The sequence below is a fragment of the Pseudomonas sp. Sample_16 genome (assembly GCF_004307665.1).
Classification (GTDB): Bacteria; Pseudomonadota; Gammaproteobacteria; order Pseudomonadales; family Pseudomonadaceae; genus Aquipseudomonas.
The window spans coordinates 15,299-31,440 of sequence record NZ_RCOB01000041.1 but is presented as its reverse complement, the minus strand read 5'-3'; the positions used below and the strand labels follow the sequence as shown (position 1 = coordinate 31,440).

At 59.3% G+C, this 16,142-nt stretch carries 14 protein-coding genes; 8 read left to right on the top strand and 6 right to left on the bottom strand.

Annotation, left to right across the window (positions count from 1 at the left end; genetic code table 11):
- The 3 genes from D8U69_RS05610 to D8U69_RS05600 form a co-directional block, all read left to right on the top strand.
- Positions 1 to 486 (top strand): YaeQ family protein (locus tag D8U69_RS05610; RefSeq protein ID WP_130906869.1); only part of this gene is annotated, 486 nt, incomplete at its 5' end.
- 52 nt (positions 487 to 538) lie between these two features.
- Complete coding sequence (gene recJ, locus D8U69_RS05605; protein WP_056853616.1) at positions 539 to 2,248, top strand: single-stranded-DNA-specific exonuclease RecJ; 1,710 nt, start codon at positions 539 to 541, stop codon at positions 2,246 to 2,248.
- A gap of 267 nt (positions 2,249 to 2,515) precedes the next feature.
- Positions 2,516 to 3,622 carry an NADH:flavin oxidoreductase/NADH oxidase gene (locus tag D8U69_RS05600; RefSeq protein WP_130905947.1) on the top strand — a complete coding sequence of 369 codons (1,107 nt, stop codon included), beginning with the start codon at positions 2,516 to 2,518 and terminating at the stop codon, positions 3,620 to 3,622.
- Between the two features lie 67 nt (positions 3,623 to 3,689).
- Here D8U69_RS05600 and glpD read toward each other — a convergent pair whose 3' ends face one another.
- The 4 genes from glpD to D8U69_RS05580 form a co-directional block, all read right to left on the bottom strand.
- Positions 3,690 to 5,228, bottom strand: coding sequence for a glycerol-3-phosphate dehydrogenase (glpD, locus tag D8U69_RS05595; protein ID WP_130906868.1), 1,539 nt, complete (start codon positions 5,226 to 5,228; stop codon positions 3,690 to 3,692).
- A gap of 323 nt (positions 5,229 to 5,551) precedes the next feature.
- Complete coding sequence (locus tag D8U69_RS05590; protein WP_056853613.1) at positions 5,552 to 6,307, bottom strand: DeoR/GlpR family transcriptional regulator; 756 nt, start codon at positions 6,305 to 6,307, stop codon at positions 5,552 to 5,554.
- Positions 6,308 to 6,402: 95 nt separating this feature from the next.
- The gene (gene glpK / locus D8U69_RS05585; RefSeq protein ID WP_130906867.1) at positions 6,403 to 7,908 is read right to left on the bottom strand and encodes a glycerol kinase GlpK; all 1,506 of its coding nucleotides are present in this window, start codon (positions 7,906 to 7,908) and stop codon (positions 6,403 to 6,405) included.
- Positions 7,909 to 7,983: 75 nt separating this feature from the next.
- Positions 7,984 to 8,835 carry an MIP/aquaporin family protein gene (locus D8U69_RS05580; RefSeq protein ID WP_130906870.1) on the bottom strand — a complete coding sequence of 284 codons (852 nt, stop codon included), beginning with the start codon at positions 8,833 to 8,835 and terminating at the stop codon, positions 7,984 to 7,986.
- Between the two features lie 338 nt (positions 8,836 to 9,173).
- Between D8U69_RS05580 and ybaK the strand changes: the two genes are divergently transcribed.
- Positions 9,174 to 9,644 carry a Cys-tRNA(Pro) deacylase gene (ybaK, locus tag D8U69_RS05575; RefSeq protein ID WP_056853610.1) on the top strand — a complete coding sequence of 157 codons (471 nt, stop codon included), beginning with the start codon at positions 9,174 to 9,176 and terminating at the stop codon, positions 9,642 to 9,644.
- 102 nt (positions 9,645 to 9,746) lie between these two features.
- Positions 9,747 to 10,529, top strand: a complete 783-nt coding sequence (locus D8U69_RS05570) for a PhzF family phenazine biosynthesis protein (protein ID WP_056853609.1) — start codon at positions 9,747 to 9,749, stop codon at positions 10,527 to 10,529.
- 114 nt (positions 10,530 to 10,643) lie between these two features.
- On the opposite strand, the gene D8U69_RS05565 is transcribed toward D8U69_RS05570, so the two are convergent.
- Positions 10,644 to 11,753 (bottom strand): ABC transporter ATP-binding protein, encoded by a 1,110-nt coding sequence (locus tag D8U69_RS05565; RefSeq protein WP_130906866.1) that lies wholly within the window; start codon positions 11,751 to 11,753, stop codon positions 10,644 to 10,646.
- Positions 11,750 to 12,670, bottom strand: a complete 921-nt coding sequence (gene argF, locus D8U69_RS05560; RefSeq protein WP_056853607.1) for an ornithine carbamoyltransferase — start codon at positions 12,668 to 12,670, stop codon at positions 11,750 to 11,752. Before argF ends, D8U69_RS05565 begins: the two co-directional genes overlap by 4 nt.
- Before the next feature lie 407 nt (positions 12,671 to 13,077).
- On the opposite strand from argF, the gene D8U69_RS05555 reads away from it, so the two are divergent.
- The 3 genes from D8U69_RS05555 to grxD all read left to right on the top strand — a co-directional run bounded on the left by D8U69_RS05555 (position 13,078) and on the right by grxD (position 16,050).
- A complete protein-coding gene (locus D8U69_RS05555; protein WP_056853606.1) occupies positions 13,078 to 13,368 on the top strand; it encodes a hypothetical protein in 291 nt (96 codons plus the stop codon).
- A 134-nt stretch (positions 13,369 to 13,502) separates the two neighbouring features.
- Entirely contained in the window at positions 13,503 to 15,611 is a 2,109-nt protein-coding gene (locus tag D8U69_RS05550) for a molybdopterin oxidoreductase family protein (RefSeq protein WP_130906865.1), read from the top strand.
- Between the two features lie 97 nt (positions 15,612 to 15,708).
- Positions 15,709 to 16,050, top strand: a complete 342-nt coding sequence (gene grxD / locus D8U69_RS05545) for a Grx4 family monothiol glutaredoxin (RefSeq protein WP_056853604.1) — start codon at positions 15,709 to 15,711, stop codon at positions 16,048 to 16,050.
- The last annotated feature ends 92 nt before the right edge of the window (positions 16,051 to 16,142 follow it).

Sequence of the window (16,142 nt, the reverse complement as noted above, 5' to 3'; positions counted from 1 at the left end):
AGCGTCTACGAGAGCGTCAAGCAGACCATCGCCCGTCATCCTTCGGAAACCGAAGAGCGCATGACTGTGCGCCTGCTGGCCTACGCACTCTGGTACAACGAGCAACTGTCTTTTGGCCGTGGTCTGTCAGAAGTGGATGAACCGGCCTTGTGGGAAAAAAGTCTGGATGACCGCGTCCTGCACTGGATCGAAGTCGGCCAGCCGGATGCCGAGCGCCTGACCTGGTGTTCGCGTCGCACCGAGCGCACCAGTCTGCTGGCTTACGGTAGCCTGCGCGTCTGGGAAGGCAAAGTGGTGCCGGCGGTGAAGAACCTGAAAAACGTCAACATCGCGGCCGTGCCTCAAGAAGTGCTGGAAACCTTGGCCAAAGACATGCCCCGCGTCATCAAGTGGGACGTAATGATCAGTGAAGGGACGATTTTCGTAACCGACGATCGCGGTCAACACGAAGTCCAGCTGACCTGGCTGCTGGGCGAACGCGGCTGAGGCTGCGCCATTCCCCAGATATCCCACATTCTAGAGAAGCACCTGTCACCCCATGCGCATCGAACCTCGCCTGTTGCCCGACACCTTGCCCTTCCTCGGTGATATTCCACCTTTGCTGACCCGCCTGTATGCGGCGCGGGGTGTGCAATCCGAAGCCGAACTGGACAAGAGCCTGGCGCGGTTGATCCCGTTCCAGAAGCTTAAGGGCATCGAGGCGGCGGTGGATCTGTTGGTAGTCGCCCTCGAGCAACGTCAGCGGATCCTGATCGTCGGCGACTTTGACGCCGATGGCGCGACGGCCAGTACCGTGGGCACTTTGGGCCTGCGTTTGCTGGGTGCGGCGCATGTCGATTATCTGGTGCCCAATCGATTCGACTACGGCTACGGCCTGACGCCGGAAATCGTCGCGGTGGCACTGGAGCGCCAGCCGCATTTGTTGATCACGGTGGACAACGGCATCTCCAGTGTCGATGGCGTGGCGGCGGCGAAGAAGGCCGGGCTCAACGTACTGGTCACCGATCACCACTTGCCCGGCGACGAATTGCCGTTGGCCGATGCCATCGTCAATCCGAACCAGCCGGGATGTGAATTCCCGAGCAAGGCGCTGGCCGGTGTCGGGGTGATTTTTTATGTGCTGATGGCTTTGCGCGCGCGGTTGCGCGAGCTCGGCTGGTACACGGACAAGCCGCAACCGAACATCGGCGAGCTGCTGGATCTGGTGGCGCTGGGCAGTGTTGCCGATGTGGTGCCACTGGATGCCAACAACCGGATTCTGGTGCATCAGGGCCTGGAACGGATTCGAGCAGGCCGTGCCCGGCCGGGCGTCAAGGCGATCCTGGAAGTGGCCAAGCGTGATCATGCGCGCATTACCTCGACCGACCTGGGCTTTATTGTCGGTCCGCGCCTGAACGCGGCAGGTCGTCTGGATGACATGAGTCTGGGCATCGAATGCCTGCTGACCGAAGACGCCGGCCTGGCCCGTGAAATGGCTGCCCAACTGGACGGCATGAACCAGGACCGCAAATCCATCGAACAGGGCATGCAGCGTGAAGCGCTGGCCCAGCTCAAGGACCTGCCGCTGGAATCGATGCCGTTCGGTTTGTGCCTGTTCGATCCTGAGTGGCACCAGGGCGTCATCGGTATCCTCGCGTCGCGCATGAAAGAACGCTACTTCCGTCCGACCATCGCTTTTGCCGATGCTGGCGATGGTCTGCTCAAGGGCTCGGGACGTTCGGTGCAGGGCTTTCACATCCGCGATGCACTGAGTGTGGTCGCGGCGCAGCATCCGAACCTGATCACCAAGTACGGCGGTCATGCGATGGCGGCGGGCCTTACGCTGGCGCAAGACAACTTTCCGTTGTTCGCCGAGGCGTTTGACGCTGAAGTCCGCCGGCAATTGCGTGAAGAAGACCTGACCGGGCGCCTGCTGTCGGACGGCACCCTGGCGGTCGAGGAGTTTCACCTGGAGCTTGCCCGGGCACTGCGCCATGCCGGGCCTTGGGGACAGCACTTTCCTGAGCCGCTGTTTCACGGGGTGTTTCAACTGGTGGAGCAGCGCGTGGTTGGCGAACGGCACCTCAAAGTGGTACTGAGGAGCGAGTGTGGTTCGGTCAAGCTCGACGGCATTGCCTTTGGCATCGACCGCGACGTCTGGCCGAATCCGACCATCAAGTGGGTCGAATTGGCTTACAAACTCGACGTCAACGAGTTTCGTGGAAACGAGACGGTTCAGTTGATGATTGCCCACATAGAACCGCGTTGACCCCTTCGCGGGCAAGCCTCGCTCCTACGGATTACCGAAATCTGTAGGCGCGAGGTTTGCCCGCGAAAGCGATCTTTCTGACTCGCAACCTTTCTGAACCCTCCCTCATCCCTCGATGTCGACTAGGCTCTAAGCACTGCTTGATTTTCCTTGTGACGTCTTGTCGAATTCTTTTGCCCGCGGGGGCGGGTGTTGTACCTTTTTCCTGTCACTCGTCGACTTTCAAACAGAACCCTGGAGCCTGCCCACTGATTCGAGAGGTGCCCCATGAGTCTGCTGCTTGAACCCTATACCCTTCGCCAATTGACCCTGCTCAACCGCATTGCGGTGTCGCCAATGTGCCAGTATTCGAGCGTCGATGGTCTGGCCAATGATTGGCACCTGGTCCACCTCGGCAGCCGTGCCATCGGCGGGGCCGGGCTGGTGTTTACCGAAGCCACGGCGGTCACGGCCGACGGGCGGATTACCGCGCAGGACCTTGGTCTGTGGAACGATGAGCAGATCGAGCCGCTGCAACGCATCACTCGCTTCATTGCCGCCCAGGGTGGCGTTGCGGGTATCCAGTTGGCCCATGCCGGTCGCAAGGCCAGCACCTGGCGCCCTTGGCTCGGCAAACATGGCAGCGTAAAACCTGAAGACGGTGGCTGGTTGCCGGTCGGGCCGTCGCCCATTGCTTTTGATCCACAGCACACGCAACCCAAACAGCTTGACGATGGTGAAATCGCTGATGTGATTCAGGCCTTCGTCGATTCCGCCAAGCGCGCGTTGGCCGCCGGTTTCAAAGTAGTGGAAGTGCATGCGGCCCATGGTTATCTGTTGCATCAATTCCTCTCACCGCTGAGTAATCAGCGGCGCGATCAATGGGGCGGCTCGTTCGAAAACCGCATTCGCCTGGTGTTGCAAGTTACCGAAGCCGTGCGCGCGGTGTGGCCGCAAGAGTTGCCGCTGTTTGTCCGGGTCTCGGCCACGGACTGGGTCGAGGATGGCTGGAACCCGGATGAAACCGTCGAGCTGGCGCGACGCCTGAAAACCCTGGGGGTCGATTTGATCGATGTTTCGTCGGGTGGCACGGCGGTCAACGCGGAAATTCCGACCGGCCCTGGTTATCAGACGCGCTTCGCGGAAAAGGTCCGCAAGGAAGCGGAAATCGCCACCGGCACTGTCGGCATGATTACCGAGCCGGCACAGGCCGAACACATTCTGCGCACCTGTCAGGCGGATATCATTTTCCTGGCCCGTGAGTTGTTGCGCGACCCGTACTGGCCGCTGCATGCGGACGACGATCTCGGGGGACGCAAGGCCATCTGGCCGGCGCAGTACCAACGGGCTACTCATCGTGATCAACCCATTCATGAATCTGATCTGCGTGAATGATTGCGCCGTTACGAAAAAAGCCCCTGAATCGTGAGATTCAGGGGCTTTTGTTTGATCGGGAAACCAATCAGGCCGCTTCGATCTTGCTGCGGTTTTGCTCGACCTTGTTCAGGTAGTCCTTGAGCTTGTCCTGTTCCTCCGGCGTGGTTAACAGGCCTAGCTTGCTGCGGCGCCACAGAATGTCATGGGCGGTGGTGGCCCATTCTTCGCTGCACAGGTAGTCAACTTCGCGGGTATAGAGACCGCCGCCGATGTGTTCGCCCAGATCGCCAAGGTCCTGCACCCCTTCGAGCATGCGCCAGGTCCGGCTGCCGTAGGTGGTGGCCCAGCGACGCGAGATTTCGGTCGGAACCCAGTCGAACCGGTCACGAATTTTCGAGCTCAACGCCTGCGGGGTCGTCATGTCTTCGCCGCCTGGCAGGGGCGAATCGGCGGTCCAGCTCGGTTTGATGTGCGAGAAGTACGGTGTCAATTGCGCCAACGCCGACTCGGCCAGTTTGCGGTACGTGGTCAGCTTGCCGCCGAATACCGACAGCAACGGGGCTTCTTCGCCGGAGCCCGACAGGGCGAGGGTGTAATCACGAGTCACCGCCGACGGATTGTCCGATTCGTCGTTGCACAGCGGACGCACGCCGGAATAACTGTGCAGGATATCGTCCCGGCTGATCTGTTTTTTGAAGTGGGCGTTGACCACTTTCAACAGGTAATCGGTTTCGCCATCGGTGATTGCAACCGCGGCAGGGTCGCCGGTGTACTCGCGGTCGGTGGTGCCGATCAGGGTGAAGTGGTTCAGGTACGGAATGGTGAACACGATGCGCTGGTCTTCGTTTTGCAGAATGTGCGCATGTTCGCCTTCGTACAGCTTCGGCACGATCAGGTGGCTGCCCTGGATCAGACGGATGCCGTACGGCGATTCCATTTTCAGGTCATCACGAATGAACTTGGCGACCCAGGGGCCGGCCGCGTTCACCAGTGCCTTGGCACGAATCGAAAACAGGCTGCCGTCGGCGCGTTCCAGGTGCAGGTGCCACAGCCCCTTGGTGCGACGAGCGCTGACGCAACGGGTCTGAGTATGAACGTGGGCACCTTTTTCCCGGGCTTCCATGGCATTGAGCACTACCAGGCGCGCATCGTCGACCCAGCAGTCGGAATACTCGAAGCCTTTGGTGATTTCGCTTTTCAGTGCGCTGTCCGCAGCAAACTTCAGGCTTTTCGAGCCCTGGAGTTGTTCGCGTTTGCCGAGGTTGTCATACAGAAACAGCCCGGCGCGGATCATCCAGGCTGGACGCAGATGAGGGCGGTGCGGCAACACGAAGCGCATTTGCTTGACGATATGCGGCGCCTTGGCCAGCAGCACTTCGCGCTCGGCCAACGCTTCGCGCACCAGACGAAATTCGTAATGTTCGAGGTAGCGCAGGCCGCCATGGATCAGCTTGCTGCTGGCTGACGATGTGTGGCTGGCCAAGTCATCCTTTTCGCAAAGGAACACTGAAAGGCCACGGCCTGCGGCGTCCGCTGCGATCCCTACACCATTGATCCCGCCACCAATGACGGCGATATCGTAGACCTCGGCAAGAGGGGGCGTAGGCAAGGTGGAAGTGGGCATCGGCTAAGGCCTCGGGTGTTTTTGATTTTCTGTATTTGATTACGAACATAAATGTTCATTTGCGAAAATACTAGCCCATAAAGATGCGCACAGCCAGTCAGCTTCGATTGAAAATACTCATCGAAGGGCGGTGAAAGGAAAATTTACGAACATTGAAGCGTTAGCGGAGGGCTTTTGTGGCGAGGGAGCTTGCTCCCGCTCGGCGGCGAAGCCGTCGCATTGACGGCTGATCCGATGATTCTGAGGGAACTCGATTGAATGGTGGAAGGGCTGCCTCGCAGCCCAACGGGAGCAAGCTCCCTCGCCACAGGGGAGGGGGGTGCTTAAACGACTTCCAATCTAACCTTGTGCTGGCTCAACAACTGCGCCAGCGCCGGGGAAGGCTGCTGATCGGTCACCAGGCAATCGACCAGGCTGATCGGCCCCAGGCGAATCATGGCGTTGCGCCCGAATTTGCTGGAGTCGGCGGCGAGGATCACTTGTCGGGCATTGGCGATGATCGCCTGGGACACCCGCACTTCCTGATAATCGAAATCCAGCAAACTGCCGTCTTCATCGATGCCGCTGATCCCGACCAGGGCGAAGTCGACCTTGAACTGGTTGATGAAATCGACACTGGCCTGACCCACCACGCCACCGTCACGCCGCACGTTGCCGCCGGTCAGCAGCACGTCGAAGTCGTCCTTGGCACTGAGCATCGAGGCCACATGCAGGTTGTTGGTGATGATCTTCAGATGGTTGTGATTGAGCAGGGCGCGGGCGATGGATTCGGTCGTCGTGCCGATGTTGATGAACAGCGACGCGTGATCCGGGATCTGTGCGGCAATGGCTTCGCCGATACGCTGCTTTTCATCGCGCATCTGATCGGCACGCATGGCGTAAGCGGTGTTTTCGACACTGGAGTCGTAAGCCGCGCCGCCGTGGTAACGACGCAGCAAATTGGCTTCCGCGAGCTGATTGATATCGCGGCGGATGGTTTGCGGAGTAACAACGAACAGCGTGGCCATTTCCTCGATACTGACGTAGCCGCGTTCGCGAACCAGTTCGAGGATTTGCTGCTGACGGGGAGGCAGATTCATGGGGCGTCCTTTGGGCTGCCGTGCAAAATTTGCCCATGATGCCGCAGGAATCCGCTCCCTGCCAGTTACATACAGATGCGAGTCTGCTGGTTGGCTTATTCAGCTTCGTCTTCAGAGGCCCAATCGCGAGTGCGGCTGACCGCTTTTTTCCAGCCGGCGTAAAGCTTTTCCTTCGCCGCTTCGTCCAGGGTCGGTTCGAACTTGCGCTCGATCACAGCCTTGCCGCGCAACTCTTCCAGGCTACCCCAGAAGCCACACGCCAGGCCGGCCAGGTAAGCGGCACCCAGCGCCGTGGTTTCACGCATTTGCGGGCGCTCGACCTGAGTACCGAGAATGTCGGCCTGGAACTGCATGAGGAAGTTGTTCGCTACCGCTCCACCATCCACGCGCAGGGCCTTGAGGCGTTCGCCGGAGTCTTGCTGCATGGCGTCGAGCACGTCGCGAGTCTGATAGGCGATCGACTCCAGTGCGGCACGGATGATGTGATCCACGCGTACACCGCGGGTCAGGCCGAACAGCGCGCCACGGGCATACGGGTCCCAGTAGGGAGCGCCAAGACCGGTAAAGGCCGGCACCAGGTACACGCCGTTGCTGTCCTTGACCTTGTTGGCGAAGTATTCAGTGTCGTGGGCGTCGTTGATGATCTTCAACTCGTCACGCAGCCATTGCACGGTGGAGCCGCCGTTGAACACCGCGCCTTCCAGCGCATAGGCCACTTCGCCGCGCGGGCCGCAGGCGATGGTGGTGAGCATGCCGTGGTTGGATTTCACGGCTTTGTCGCCGGTGTTCATCAACAGGAAGCAGCCGGTGCCGTAGGTGTTTTTGGCCTGACCGGCCTCGACACACATCTGGCCGAACAACGCCGCTTGCTGATCGCCAGCGATACCGCCGATGGCGATGCCGCTTTTGGTCTGGCCGTAGATTTCCGATGACGACTTCACTTGCGGCAGCATTTCCCGGGGGATATCCAGCACCTCCAGCATCTTCGTATCCCACTCCAGGGTGTGGATGTTGAAGAGCATGGTGCGCGAGGCGTTGGTGTAGTCGGTGACATGCACTTTGCCGCCGGTAAATTTCCAGATCAGCCAGCTGTCGACGGTTCCGAACAGCAATTCACCGTTGCGCGCGCGCTCACGGCTGCCTTCGACGTTGTCGAGAATCCATTTGAGCTTGGTGCCGGAAAAGTACGGGTCGGTGACCAGGCCCGTGGTGTCGCTGATGTATTGCTCATGGCCATCGCGCTTGAGCTGCTGGCAGATTTCGGTGCTGCGTCGGCACTGCCATACAATGGCGTTGTAGATCGGACGCCCGGTGTTCTTGTCCCAGACCACCGTGGTTTCACGCTGGTTGGTGATACCGATGGCCGCGACCTGATCGTGATGCAGGCCGGCTTGCGCCAGCGCCTCGACCATCACCGCGCTTTGCGTGGCAAAGATCTCCATCGGGTCATGTTCGACCCAGCCGGCTTGCGGGTAGTGCTGTGCGAACTCCCGCTGGGCGGTGCAGACCACGTTGGCGTCGCGGTCGAAAATGATCGCGCGGGAGCTGGTCGTACCCTGATCGAGGGCAATGATGTAGTTCTTATTCTGAGTGTCGGTCATGTCGATTGCCTTGGACGAAATATGGGAGCGAGTGCTGGCGCGCGATCTGTTCGGCAGGATCATGCGCCAACGGTATCAAGAAATTCTCGGTTTGCCGTCAATGGCCGGTGTTGCTTCCTTCATTGCGGGCTCGGTGCTCGGTAGATGGCGGGCGATCAAGCCGCGATAAGCGGCTGCACCCAGGCAGGCACCGACGATCGGTGCAAATATCGGAATCAGGAAATACGGAATATCGCGATCGCCGGTGAAGGAAATATCGCCCCACCCCGTGAAGAAAGTCATCAGCTTGGGGCCGAAGTCGCGCGCAGGGTTCATCGCGAAACCGGTCAGCGGTCCCATCGAACTGCCAATGACCGCAATCAACAAGCCAATCAGGATCGGCGCCAGCGGGCCATTGGGCAGGCCATTGTTATCGTCGGTCAGCGACATGATCACACCCATCAGGATGGCGGTGATGATCACTTCCACCAGGAACGCTTGCGCCGTGGTCAGGCTGGGGTTGGGAAACGTGGAAAACACCGAGGCCAGTTCAAGGCTGGCTTGGGTGCCGCGAACCATATGGTGGGTTTGTTCGAAATCGAAGAAAAGGTTGCTGTACAGCGTGTACACCAACAGGGCGCCGCAAAAGGCGCCAGCGATCTGGGCAAAGATATAGAACGGCAGTTTGCGCTTTTCGAAATCGGCAAAAATGCTCAGTGCAATGCTGACGGCTGGATTGAGATGTGCTCCGGAAACCCCGGCGGTCAAGTAGATGGCCATGCTCACGCCGACGCCCCAGATGATGCTGATTTCCCACAAACCGAAGCTGGCGCCCGCGACCTTGAGCGCGGCAACACAACCCGTACCAAAAAAGATCAGCAGCGCAGTACCTAAAAATTCGGCCATGCATTGGCTCGAGAGGGACGGTTGTTGTAAAGCGGTAGTCATTGAAACCTCATTTTTTTTCTTGTCTGGCGCTTTCATTCCATCATGGTCAGAGCGCGTTTTTCCCCAAGGCAGGATCCCCATCCTGTCCCGGTTTACAGCTGGGCACTGCGGTAAGACGTTTCGTACAGTTTCATAAACGAAAAAATATAGACAAGAAACACTGCTGTCAAAGGTCGAAAGTGAACCATTGGTCATAAATAAACTATTAATCCTGTGAATGATCCCAACAGGTGCTGATTGGTGGCCTGTTCAACCGGCACCGGGATAGAGCCTTTTGCGTATCAATGTCCTAGAATTCCGCGCAAGATTTTTTTACTGTCTCCCAGTCTGGAGCTGCCATGACCCCCGCATTGGATTTGCTGAAAAAGGTTCGCGCCGAACACCGGGTGCACAGTTATGAACATGATCCGAAAGCTGCGTCTTACGGATTGGAGGCTGCAGAGAAGCTTGGACTGGACCCGGCGCAAGTGTTCAAGACTTTGCTGGCGGCCAGTGAAAAGGGTGAATTGCTGGTGGCGGTGGTGCCAGTTGGCGGCAGCCTGGATTTGAAACACCTGGCCCACGCCGCCGGGGTGAAAAAAGTCGAAATGGCCGACCCCGCAGCTGCGCAACGCGCTACGGGGTATCTGCTGGGCGGGATCAGCCCGCTGGGGCAAAAGAAGCGCTTGCGCACATTTATAGACAATTCTGCCCAGCCCTTGGCGAGCATTTTCGTCAGTGCCGGTCGGCGTGGCCTGGAGGTCGAATTGGCCCCGGCGGTGCTGGCCGAACATACTCAGGCGAAGTTCGCCGACATCGGCCGCACCTGAGGGGCTGGATACGTCGCTGTATGGGGAAAATCGGGCTGTTCTGTCACTGGTGCGTTTTTCTCGGCGACCTCATGCTCGGCGACCTGACACAGGGAGATGGTTATGCAACTCGAGTTTCATCAGGTCGACGCGTTCAGCGATCAACCATTTAGCGGCAACCCGGCAATGGTCTATCGGCTGGACGCCTGGCTCGCCGATGAGTTGATGCAGAAGATCGCCGCCGAACACAACCTTGCCGAAACGGCTTTCGTCGTACGAGAAGGGCTGGGCTGGCACATCCGCTGGTTTACCCCGTCCACCGAAGTCCCGCTGTGCGGGCACGCGACGTTGGCCAGTGCCCATGTTTTGTTCGAGATCTACAAGGAACCGGTCGAGCGCCTGGACTTCACCTGCAAGTCAGGCCCACTGAGCGTCAGTCGCGAGGGTGGACGTTTGTGGCTGGATTTTCCGACGATCATCCCGTCGGAAGTGGGCGTGACCCTCGATGTCGAGCGTGCGCTCGGCGTGGAAGCAGTAGACGTGCTCGGCTCGAATGAATTGTTCGTGGTGCTGGAGTCTGAGCAGGCCGTGCTCGATTGCAAACCGGACATGGCCGCATTGGCAAAACTGCCGTGGCTGGGCGCCATCGTCACGGCCCGGGGCAGCAAACATGATTTCGTCTCGCGCTACTTCGCGCCGGCGATTGGCATCAACGAAGACCCGGTGACCGGATCGACCCATTGCAGCCTGATTCCGTATTGGTCGAAACGTCTGGGCAAGTCGGGTTTGACGGCTTACCAGTGCTCGGCGCGGGGCGGGGAGTTGTTCTGCCGGCTGGAAGGGGATCGGGTGAAGATAGGCGGGAATGCAACGCTGGTGGCCAGCGGCACGCTGATGCTGGGCTAATGCAAATCCGTTGTAGGAGCGAGCCTGCTCGCGATAGCGGTACATCAGCCAACATTGTTGTTGAATGTGAAACCGTCATCGCGAGCAGGCTCGCTCCTACAGGGAAGGTGTTGATTAACTAACGCTGCTGTACCGCCGCACACCCGATTCAACGGTCGGAATCTGCGCCGCCATACTGCCGCTCGCCTGGAATAGCACCAGGTGTTCGGCAGAGACACGAATGCCCACCTCGGCACCGATCTGTTGATCGACATGGCTCGGGAAGATCGACTCCAGCTGGGTACCGGTCGGCAATTGCAGGCGATAGAGCGTTGATGCGCCCTGGAAAGACTTGCCGACGATTCGTACCTTCAATGCGCTGTCTGGTGCATAAACGATATCGTCCGGACGCAGCAGTACGTCCACTGCGCCGCCTACCGGCCAGGTATAGGCCCGGTTACCGCGCAACTCGCCCAGCTCGGTTTGCACCGACTCCGGGCTGCTGAGTTGGCCACGAATGAAGTACCCCTGGCCGATGAAGCTGGCCACGTAGGGCGTCAGCGGTTCGTGATAGAGGTTGTAGGGCGTATCCCACTGCTCCAGCCGTCCTTCCTTGAAAACACCCACATGATCGCTGACCGCGAAGGCTTCTTCCTGATCGTGGGTCACCAGAATCGCGCTGGTGCCACGGGCCTTGAGAATGTCGCGCACTTCGTGGCTGAGCTTGCGGCGCAGTTCGCCATCGAGATTGGAGAACGGTTCGTCGAGCAACAGCAACTGCGGCTCGGGCGCCAGGGCGCGGGCCAGGGCAACGCGTTGCTGCTGACCACCGGAGAGTTCGTGGGGGAAGCGCTTGCCGAGGCCTTTGAGGTTGACCAGCTCCAGCAACTCTTCGGTGACGCGATCCTTTTGCGGATGCTTGCGAATCCCGAAGGCGATGTTGTCGGCCACACTCAGGTGCGGAAACAATGCGTAGTCCTGGAACACCATGCCAATCCGGCGCTTCTCCGGCGAGAGGGTGAAACCGGCGCTGGAGATGGTTTCTCCTGCCAGCTGGATGTCACCTTCGTGCACCGGCTCGAAACCGGCTATGGCGCGCAGGGTGGTGGTCTTGCCGCAGCCTGAAGAACCGAGCAGGCAACCGATGTCACCGGCGTTCAAATGCAGGTTGAGGTTTTGCACCACACGCTGGTCTTGATAACCGCAGGCGAGGTTGCGCAGGTTGAGCAGTAATGGCTGGCTCATGCGTGGTGATACGCCGGTTCAACGAGAAACTCGAGCAGGGCCTTTTGTGCATGCAAGCGGTTTTCAGCTTGATCCCAGGCGACCGAGCGTGCGTCGTCGAGCAGGTCGACGCTGATTTCTTCGCCGCGGTGCGCAGGCAGGCAATGCATGAACAGCACGTCCGGCGCGGCCAGGTCGAGCAGTGCGCGGTTGACCTGGTAGGGCGCGAACAGCTGAAGGCGCTTGGCGGTCTCTTCCTCCTGGCCCATCGAGGTCCAGACGTCGGTGCTCACCAGGTGGGCGCCGCGTACGGCGTCTTGCGGATCGCGAACGATGGTCACCCGGTCCCCAGCCTTGGCCACGAATTCGGGGTTGGGCTCGTAACCTTCCGGGCAGGCAACGCGCAACTGGAAGTCGAACTGGATCGCCGCTTCTATATAGCTGTTGCACATATTGTTGCCGTCGCCGATCCAGGCCACGGTCTTGCCCTGGATCGAGCCGCGGTGTTCGAGGAAGGTCTGCATGTCGGCCAGCAACTGACAAGGATGCAGGTCGTCGGACAGACCGTTGATCACCGGTACGCGCGAGTTGGCGGCGAACTCGGTCAGATTGCTGTGGGCAAAGGTGCGGATCATCACCGCATCGAGCATGCTCGACATGACGATGGCGCAGTCGCCGATCGGTTCGCCGCGGCCCAGTTGGGTGTCACGGGGCGACAGGAATATCGCCTGGCCACCGAGCTGGATCATGCCGGCTTCGAAGGAAATGCGGGTGCGGGTCGAAGACTTTTCGAAAATCATCCCGAGCACGCGGTTTTTCAGGGGCTCGAACAGTACGCCGCGGTTACGCAGGTCTTTGAGCTCAACGCCTCGACGGATCACGCTGACCAGCTCTTCGGGCGTGCAATCCATCAGGGAGAGAAAGTGCCTTGCGCTCATCATTGACTACCTTTTTGCTACAAACCGCAGATGCTCAAAGCCTTGTTTGACGGAACAACGGGCGAGACCTGCGGCGTAAGCCGCACGGGGCGACGAAATAGGGGAAGGCGCGATCTTATAATTAAATGTCGCGTCTTACCAATAGGGCTACGGTTTTTAGGGGATTTCAGAGGGGCTACGGGATGACCGCAGTCGCGCATTTGAAGCCTGTTTCCTGACAGCAGCGGGCCATTTGTACACCGGGCCTGCGCGGCTTGGCAATCAAACGGGGCGCGGATAACGCATTGTGGGTCGGTTTGCGCCTGGATATTCGCTGAATTTCGCAACAGTACGTCTGATCTGAAATATTTGCTAATGCAAAGTGCTGGGTTATAAATAAGTCACGAGCGACGCAGGAAGCCACCGCAATGGAATCGAAAGAACAGCAACTTATGGAATTGCTTGGCCTTACAGCCCGCTCCCTGACGCACCTGACCGCGTCGATGACTTCGATGTCTTTCGAACTGCTGCGCAGCAACGATCAGACTACCCGCGACGCTGGTCGGCGGATGATCGACCGCATGGCCACCATCAGTGCCGGGCTCGACGATCACTGGCGATTGATTGGCGAACTGACCGGGGTGCATGTCGCCCACGAGCAGATCGAAACCATCCAGGAAATCCAGTCGCAGGCTCCACCGAGGCTGCCGTCAAGCTGATCGACAACGGCCATCGGCTGGCCTGATGGTCACCGATTCACAAGATGAACGTCGCTGGCGCGGTTGCGGGGCAGGCGCCATAGTTTTGTTTCCGCGGCCGACATTGCCCGCTCAGAACAAGACAGAGACTGGCCATGACCAAGACTCTCCATCACCGTGCCTGCCACCTGTGTGAAGCCATCTGCGGCCTGACCATCGAAACCACCGAGGCCGACGCCGGCAACCTGCAGATCACCTCGATCAAGGGTGACCCTCTGGATACGTTCAGCCGTGGGCATATTTGCCCCAAGGCTGTCGCCCTGCAGGATATTCAGAACGATCCTGATCGCCTGCATAAACCGATGCGACGGATGGGCAGCGAATGGCAGCCCATCGAGTGGGAAGACGCCTTCAAACTTGTCGCCGAGCGGCTGGCGGCAATCCAGGAACGTCACGGACAAAACGCAGTGGCGGTCTATCAAGGCAACCCCAGCGTGCACAATTATGGGTTGATGACCCACAGCAATTACTTTCTCGGCTTGCTGAAAACCCGTAACCGGTTTTCAGCAACGTCGGTTGACCAGTTGCCCCATCATTTGACCAGCCATTTGATGTACGGCCACGGTTTGTTGCTGCCGATTCCAGACATCGATCACACCGACTTCATGCTGATCCTCGGGGGTAATCCGCTGGCCTCCAACGGCAGCATCATGACCGTGCCGGATGTGGAAAAGCGCTTGAAAGCCATTCAAGCAAGAGGCGGCAAAGTGGTCGTGGTCGATCCTCGACGCAGTGAAACGGCGGCGATCGCCGACCAGCATCTGTTCGTGCGTCCTGGCGGCGACGCGGCGCTGTTGTTCGGCCTGCTCAATACGTTGTTCGCTGAAGGACTGGTCCGTGACAGTCACTTGCCTGTTGACGGTCTGGATGACGTTCGCGAGGCAATCGCGACATTCACCGCCGAAGCCATGAGCCCGCTTTGCGCGGTGCCAGCCGAGCAGATCCGCCAACTGGCGCGGGACTTTGCCGCTGCGCCAAGCGCGGTTTGCTACGGTCGCATGGGCGTCTCGACCCAGGCGTTCGGCACGCTTTGCCACTGGCTGGTGCAGTTGATCAACCTGGTGACCGGTAATCTCGATCGTGTTGGCGGCGCCTTGTGCACCGAGCCGGCGATCGACCTGGTGGCCTCTACTTCGGGTGGGCATTTCAATCTGTGGCAGAGCCGGGTGTCCGGGCGTCCGGAGTACGCCGGGGAGCTGCCGGTATCAGCGCTGGCCGAAGAAATGTTCACCGAGGGCGAAGGGCAGGTCCGCGCGCTGATTACCGTGGCGGGCAATCCAGTGTTGTCGACGCCCAATGGCCGACAGCTGGAACAAGCGCTGGATGGACTGGAGTTCATGGTCAGTGTCGACTTGTACATCAATGAAACCACGCGATACGCCGACCTGATCCTGCCGTCCACCTCGGCGCTCGAAAACGATCACTACGACACGACCTTCAACATGTTCGCCGTGCGCAATGTCAGCCGGTTCAATCGTGCAATTCTGCCCAAACCCGAAGGTGCGCTGCATGACTGGGAGATTTTCGTCGGATTGGCCCAGGCATTCGCCGCGAAGACCGGCAAGGAGCTCAAACCCACCATCGCTCCGGCGCAGATGATCGATCGTGGTCTGCGCATGGGCCTGTACGGCGATGCGTCAGAGCAAAAACTGTCCTTGGCGACATTGTTCGACCATCCCCATGGCGTTGATCTGGGGGCGCTCAAGCCAAACCTGGCGTCGCGTCTGAAAACCGCCAACCAACGGATTCAGGCCGCACCTGCCGCGATCCTTGCTGATCTGGCGCGCTTTTGCGCACTCCAGGCCCCGGCAGCCGATGAGTTGCTGATGATCGGCCGTCGCCATGTGCGCAGCAATAACTCGTGGATGCACAACTATCATCGTCTGGTGAAGGGCAAGCCGCGCCATCAGTTGCTGATGCACCCCGATGATTTGGCCAGTCGGGGCTTGAGTGACGGGCAGCGTGTGCGGGTCAGTTCACGGGTCGGGGTAATTGAAGTGGAGGTGCTCGGCAGTCTGGATATGATGAAAGGCGTGGTCAGTCTTCCGCACGGTTGGGGCCATGCGCGCCCAGGCGTGCAAATGACGATTGCCAGTGGCCAGCCGGGCTCCAGTGCCAACGACCTGACTGACGAATGTCAGCTCGATGAATTGTCCGGAAATGCGGCGCTCAATGGCGTCCCGGTGACCGTGGCAGCGGCCTGATCGTATCTGACGGAGAGACCGAGCAGGGCGCTCGGCTTTCCGTTACAATGCGCCACCGTGCCGACCCATGAGTCGGAAAGTTCAGCCGAGGTGCTCCATGGATATCATCGAAACGATTAAAGAGCAGATTGCCAACAACACCATTCTGCTTTACATGAAAGGCTCGCCGAATGCCCCGCAGTGCGGCTTCTCCGCTAAAGCCGCGCAGGCCGTGATGGCATGTGGCGAAAAGTTTGCGTACGTGGACATCCTGCAGAACCCGGAAATCCGCGCCAACCTGCCAAAATACGCCAACTGGCCAACCTTCCCGCAGCTGTGGGTTGCTGGTGAGCTGGTCGGCGGTAGCGACATCATGACCGAGATGTCCGCCGACGGCTCGCTGCAGGCGCTGATCAAGGATGCAGCTGCCAAGGCTGCTGCTCCAAAAAGCGAAGCCTGATCTCGTATCTTTGTAGGAGCAAGCTCAGCTCCTGCAACGAGCAAGAACAAAAAAGCCCCGCTTCTTCAAAAGAGAACGGGGCTTTTTATTGC

Coding starts and splice junctions, on each gene's coding strand:
- D8U69_RS05590 (WP_056853613.1), bottom strand. CDS start 6,307: ATGAATCTGCCTCCCCGTCAGCAGCAAATCCTCGAACTGGTTCGCGAA.
- ybaK (WP_056853610.1), top strand. CDS start 9,174: ATGACCCCCGCATTGGATTTGCTGAAAAAGGTTCGCGCCGAACACCGG.
- grxD (WP_056853604.1), top strand. CDS start 15,709: ATGGATATCATCGAAACGATTAAAGAGCAGATTGCCAACAACACCATT.
- D8U69_RS05580 (WP_130906870.1), bottom strand. CDS start 8,835: ATGACTACCGCTTTACAACAACCGTCCCTCTCGAGCCAATGCATGGCC.
- D8U69_RS05555 (WP_056853606.1), top strand. CDS start 13,078: ATGGAATCGAAAGAACAGCAACTTATGGAATTGCTTGGCCTTACAGCC.
- glpK (WP_130906867.1), bottom strand. CDS start 7,908: ATGACCGACACTCAGAATAAGAACTACATCATTGCCCTCGATCAGGGT.
- D8U69_RS05565 (WP_130906866.1), bottom strand. CDS start 11,753: ATGAGCCAGCCATTACTGCTCAACCTGCGCAACCTCGCCTGCGGTTAT.
- argF (WP_056853607.1), bottom strand. CDS start 12,670: ATGAGCGCAAGGCACTTTCTCTCCCTGATGGATTGCACGCCCGAAGAG.
- D8U69_RS05600 (WP_130905947.1), top strand. CDS start 2,516: ATGAGTCTGCTGCTTGAACCCTATACCCTTCGCCAATTGACCCTGCTC.
- D8U69_RS05570 (WP_056853609.1), top strand. CDS start 9,747: ATGCAACTCGAGTTTCATCAGGTCGACGCGTTCAGCGATCAACCATTT.
- recJ (WP_056853616.1), top strand. CDS start 539: ATGCGCATCGAACCTCGCCTGTTGCCCGACACCTTGCCCTTCCTCGGT.
- D8U69_RS05550 (WP_130906865.1), top strand. CDS start 13,503: ATGACCAAGACTCTCCATCACCGTGCCTGCCACCTGTGTGAAGCCATC.
- glpD (WP_130906868.1), bottom strand. CDS start 5,228: ATGCCCACTTCCACCTTGCCTACGCCCCCTCTTGCCGAGGTCTACGAT.